4 protein-coding genes are annotated in these 4,715 nt (G+C 60.8%); 2 read left to right on the top strand and 2 right to left on the bottom strand.

Going from position 1 to position 4,715, the window contains the following annotated elements; all coding sequences use genetic code 11:
• Positions 1-123: 123 nt before the first annotated feature.
• The gene (locus ACW5W8_RS23255) at positions 124-762 is read right to left on the bottom strand and encodes an exopolysaccharide biosynthesis protein (protein WP_498630760.1); all 639 of its coding nucleotides are present in this window, start codon (positions 760-762) and stop codon (positions 124-126) included.
• A gap of 251 nt (positions 763-1,013) precedes the next feature.
• Between ACW5W8_RS23255 and ACW5W8_RS23250 the strand changes: the two genes are divergently transcribed.
• Positions 1,014-1,637, top strand: coding sequence for an outer membrane beta-barrel protein (locus tag ACW5W8_RS23250; RefSeq protein WP_498630762.1), 624 nt, complete (start codon positions 1,014-1,016; stop codon positions 1,635-1,637).
• A 90-nt stretch (positions 1,638-1,727) separates the two neighbouring features.
• Here ACW5W8_RS23250 and ACW5W8_RS23245 read toward each other — a convergent pair whose 3' ends face one another.
• A complete protein-coding gene (locus ACW5W8_RS23245) occupies positions 1,728-2,651 on the bottom strand; it encodes a GGDEF domain-containing protein (protein ID WP_498630758.1) in 924 nt (307 codons plus the stop codon).
• Between the two features lie 505 nt (positions 2,652-3,156).
• Between ACW5W8_RS23245 and amt the strand changes: the two genes are divergently transcribed.
• Positions 3,157-4,584 carry an ammonium transporter gene (amt, locus tag ACW5W8_RS23240; RefSeq protein WP_498630757.1) on the top strand — a complete coding sequence of 476 codons (1,428 nt, stop codon included), beginning with the start codon at positions 3,157-3,159 and terminating at the stop codon, positions 4,582-4,584.
• Positions 4,585-4,715: the final 131 nt, after the last annotated feature.

Raw genomic sequence — 4,715 nt, 5'->3', positions numbered from 1 at the left:
ACCCCCGCTGTGTGAAGCCAAGGCCACAGAAGTACAGTGTGAAAAAAGCCAATAAAAACAATGCCAGTCAGGCTTAACTGACTGGCATTAACCATCTGGTCGCCCTTTTTCTTTGCCTCTCCTTTAGCCGAGCAAACTGGTGGCGCTCTGGCCTGCCATCAGCAAGCCGATGGCCAGCACGCTGAACCAGACCAGGGTCGCGCTCACCAGCAGGTAGCCGCTGGCGACGAACAGGCCGTCCCGCTGCAACATGCCGGTGGCCAGCAGCAGGATCGCCCAGGCAGGCATGGCATTGGTGAAGGGGATGGCGCCCAGGGGCAGCATCAGCAGCAGGGCGGCCAGCATGATCAGCAGGCCGTTGCAGCGGTTGACCGTGTTGCTGCCGGTCAGCACCAGCAGGCGCGGGCGGATAACGCGATCGACCCGGGCCAGCAGATCCGCCCCCTTGTGCAGGGTCGGCTTGAGCTGGTCGGCGGCGAAGCGGCGCTCCATCAGCATGGCGGGCAGCCAGGGCACCCGATTGAGGGTGATGCCGATCCCGATAAAGAGGATCAACAGGCCAAACGGGGTGCTGACCCCGGGAATGGAGACCGGCAGCAGAAAGGGGACTGTGAGCAGCACGCAAAACAGCAGCATTCCCTGCTCGCCCACCAGCTCCAGCATCTGGCGCAGGCTGATGTGGTTCTCGTCGATGGCATGCGCGGTGGCCCGCAGGGTATCCGCGAGGGTAGTTTTGGGGTCGTTGAGTTGCGCGGCAACCATTCCCTGATGTCCTTTTGAGTGGTGATGACAGGTCCCGATGACCCGATTTGGCGCCAGCATACGTGGCAGAGGTTAACCGTCGATGGATGGTGGCAGGGGCGCATAGCGGCGCCAGTGGGGCGGCTCGGCGGAGGTTCCGGCGAGAGGGAAATCCCGCGATGAAAGTGATCCGGTACAGCCGCTGTTTAGGATGGGCGCAGGACGCCTCTGGTATGCTTTCTGCACAATCACACAGGGAGCAGGGGATGATGATGAAGAGAGCCGGGATAGCGATGATGGGGTTGTTGCTGCCACTCGGGCAGGCCTGGAGTAGCGAAGCCGCGACCACATCCGGTTGGCAGGTGACGCCGTTTTTTGGTTACAGCTCAGCCATCGACTTCGAGAAGAGTGACGAGGTGGTGCAGCCGGTGCCGCTTTCTGCATCGTTTGATTCACTGCAGGGACAGGGCTCCGGCAGCTGGGGTCTTTTTATCAGCAAGGAGGTGGATGATCCCGGCATGATCGAGCTGCTCTACAGCCATCAGTCCACCACCCTCTCTCCCGACCAGCCGGACCGCTTGACGGTGGACACCCTGCACTTTGCCGGTGCGCTGACCCTCTCTGACAACCTGATGGCGCCCTATATCGGCGCCGGGATCGGGGTGACCCGCTTTGCCGCTTACGACAGCGAGGTTACCCCTTCCATGTCACTGGCGCTTGGGGTGCAGCCGCGGCTAAGTGAGAATCTGGCGCTGCGGGCCGAGGTGCGCGGTTATGGCTCGCTGGTCAACGACAACAACCAGTTTCTCTGCAACCCGGAGCAGTGCGTGTTCAAGGTGCGCGGGGAGCTGGTAACCCAGTGGCAGGCCAATATCGGTCTTACCTTCCGCTTTTAGGCGAGGGGATTTTCCCCATCAAACAGGGGCTCTTGGGCCCCTGTTTCAGCAGCAATGTTTCGCCGTGATCGGCAATCAATCGGCAGCTCTTCACGCCTCCTTGTTAGTCGGCATCGCCCATACCGAGCAGTTTCTGCCCGCCTCCTTGGCGCCATAAAGCGCCTGATCCACCCGTTTGAACAGCGAGACTGCCGGTTCCTTGGGCTCGCGGATCCCCACTCCCAGACTGACCGTCATGGTATGGGCCGGGTCGGGGGCTATGGTGCGGGTCGCAATGAGCAGGGTGTTGGCCAGTTGCTGCAGCTCGGCTTCGTGGGCGACGGGCAGCAGCAGGGCAAACTCTTCACCCCCGACACGGGCCGCCAGCGCACCGGGCGGGCAGTGCTGCTGCAACAGCTCGCCAAACTGCTGTAATACCCGATCGCCGATATCGTGGCCGTAGTTGTCATTGATCGCCTTGAAGTGATCGAGATCCAGCAGGATCAGCGCCTGACCCCCCCCTTGCTCCAGAAACAGCTGCTGATGGAAGTAGCGCCGGTTTGGCAGTCTGGTCAGATCGTCGAACAGCGCCTGCTGTCTGAGCTGGGCATTGATGTGAAAGAGGTGATGCAGGGTGCTCAGTATGCCGATGCTGCTGAGCAGGATGCCGCTGGATCGCAGCAGATCCTCGGCATAGATGGCGAGCCAGAGTGGCTGCGCCACCAGCTCATCCATGATGTCGACAGTGGCCCCCATGATCCACAACATCAGACCGCAGGAGAGCATGCGGTAGGTGTGGGTGGGCAGGTGGGCGCACTGCACCACCCAGAACAGGAACAGCATGGTGAGCCAGTTGATCACCTCGAAGCCAAAGCTGACGGCGTAAAAGCGCTCGTAAGGTAAGTGGGGCAGCAGCAACAGATGAAGGGCCATGATGGCCAGCATCACTATCCCCAGCAGCGCGATGTGGGCGCGATGCTCCCGGTCGAGATGACGGTAGTGGGAGAGGCTGATGTCGAGACGATCGAACTGCATGGTGTTCCTCGGATTGGGCCTGCCATCACCTTGCAAACAAGGTGCTGCGTAATGGTGTGCCGTGGTCGGATAACAGGAAACGGCTGGTCTGTCAGTGTAAACGAGCGGGCCCGCAGCGCGCGATATCGATGACGTCAGCTTGTGGGCTGGCTCAGGGTTTGCGCACTTCTGGTGCGTGAAGTATCGCCTGCCCTGCGACAGGGCGACCCTGGGCGGGTTGGCGCAGTCAGCGCGCCATGTTGGTGCAATTCGGGGGGCGTCGATAGTTAATTTTATGATTTTAAAGGATTTAAATTTATGGCCCGCTTTATGCTATTTGTCTGTCAGACAGTCTCTTGCGCTCATTGTCGGCAGAGGCCGTGATGAGAAGGTGGCAAGAGGCATCCCCGTGCCGGGCACGGGTGTGATTCTGGCGAGTTGCAGCAACACCTTGCGGTTCGCCACAGATTCAATCAGGGAAACGGAGCCGGTCTTGTACCGGTACGACAGGGAAGGAGAGTGCTCTATGGTCAAAAAATGGATGATGGCGGGTCTGACGATGTTGCCTGCCTTGCTGGTTACCCCAAGTTGGGCCGAAGAGGTCGCTCAGGTACAGGCTGCGGTGGCACCGGTTGCCGCCATGACAATCAACAAGGGTGACAACACCTGGATGCTGCTCTCGGCGGCGTTGGTGATCCTGATGTCGATCCCCGGTCTGGCCCTCTTCTACGGTGGTCTGGTGCGGGCCAAAAACATGCTGAGCGTGCTGATGCAGGTCTTTACCCTGTTCTGCCTCATCTGCGTGCTCTGGGTGATCTACGGCTATTCGCTGGCCTTTACCGAGGGGGGCAATTTCTACGGCTCCTTCAGCAAGGTGCTGCTCAAGGGGGTGACCCCTGACTCCATCGCCGCCACCTTCAGCAAGGGTGTCGGGATAAGCGAGCTGATCTATGTGGTGTTCCAGGGGGCCTTTGCCGCCATCACCTGCGGCCTTATCGTGGGGGCGTTTGCCGAGCGCATCAAGTTTGCCGCCGTGCTGCTCTTCTCGGTGATCTGGTTCACCTTCGCCTACATCCCGCTGGCTCATATGGTGTGGTACTGGGCGGGTCCGGATGCCTATACCAGCGCCGAGGCTGCGGCCACGGCGACTGCAACTGCCGGTTATCTGTTCCAGCATGGTGCGCTGGACTTTGCAGGCGGCACAGTGGTGCACATCAACGCCGCCGTGGCGGGTCTGGTGGGTGCCTATCTGGTGGGCAAGCGTCTGGGCTACGGTCGTGATCCCATGACCCCCCACAGCCTGACCATGACCATGATCGGTGCCTCCCTGCTCTGGTTCGGCTGGTTCGGTTTCAACGCGGGCTCCGCGCTGGAAGCCAACGGGGTGGCTGCGCTCGCCTTTATCAACACCTGGGTCGCTCCGGCTGCGGCAGCTCTGTCATGGACCTTGGCCGAGTGGGTGATGAAGGGGCGTCCCTCCCTGCTGGGTGCCGCTTCCGGCGCCGTCTCCGGTCTGGTGGTGATCACCCCTGCGGCTGGCTTCGTCGGGGTGGGTGGTGGTCTGGTGATGGGCCTTATCAGTGGCGTGGCGGGTCTGTGGGGGGTCCACGGTCTCAAGCGTCTGCTGGGTGCCGATGACAGTCTGGACGTGTTTGGCGTACACGGGGTGTGCGGCATTCTCGGCGCCTTGCTGACCGGTGTCTTTGCCAGCCCGGATCTGGGCGGCACCGGGGTGTGGGACTATGTCACCAATCAGATGGCCGAGGGGTACTCCATCCTTGGACAAGTGAAGAGCCAGGCCATCGGGGTTGGCGTGACCATCCTCTGGTCCGGTGCCGTGGCGGCGATCTCTTTCAAGTTGGTTGACTTGGTGGTGGGTCTGCGGGTGAACGGCGATGCCGAGCGGGAAGGGCTGGATGTGACCACGCACGGCGAGAAGGCCTACAGCATGTAATCCCGAACGTCAGACAACAAAAAACCGCCGGTTCCGGCGGTTTTTTTAGGCTATGTCCCAATTACGTGTTGAAAGGCTAAGCTTGAAGTAGGCCATCACCTTGAGGTCTACCATCATGGATACCCCAGCCT

The sequence above is a fragment of the Aeromonas aquatilis genome (assembly GCF_054052405.1).
Note: the sequence above shows the minus strand (reverse complement) of the source record. Positions and strands in the feature narration are given on the sequence as shown.